The following is a 320-nucleotide window of genomic DNA, read 5'->3' as shown; positions in this document are numbered from 1 at the left end:
GCGTGCTGTTCGAGCTGGTGCAGCAGACGCGCGAGCAGGCCGGCCTGGCGCCGCTGCCGGCCGACGAGCAGACCCGCGGCTTCATGACCCAGGCGGTGCTGTCGCTGTCGGACGCGCTGCTCTATCCCTGTCTCTTATACACATCTGACGCTGCCGACGAAGAGAACCTAGTGTAGATCTCGGTGGTGGCCGGATCATTAAAAGGGGGGGGGGGGGGGGGGGGGGGGGGGGGGGGGGGGGGGGGGGGGGGGGGGGGGGGGGGGGGGGGGGGGGGGGGGGGGGGGGGGGGGGGGGGGGGGGGGGGGGGGGGGGGGGGGGGG

Annotated in this window: 1 protein-coding gene; it reads right to left on the bottom strand. The window is 76.9% G+C overall.

Going from position 1 to position 320, the window contains the following annotated elements; translation table 11 throughout:
- Positions 1-121 precede the first annotated feature (121 nt).
- On the bottom strand, positions 122-320 hold a 199-nt coding region (locus tag JHD63_RS23245; protein ID WP_198973163.1), incomplete at its 5' end, for a hypothetical protein.

The organism is Xylophilus sp. ASV27 (assembly GCF_016428875.1).
Classification (GTDB): domain Bacteria; phylum Pseudomonadota; class Gammaproteobacteria; order Burkholderiales; family Burkholderiaceae_C; genus Xylophilus.
This window is presented reverse-complemented; position numbering and strand designations above follow the sequence as displayed.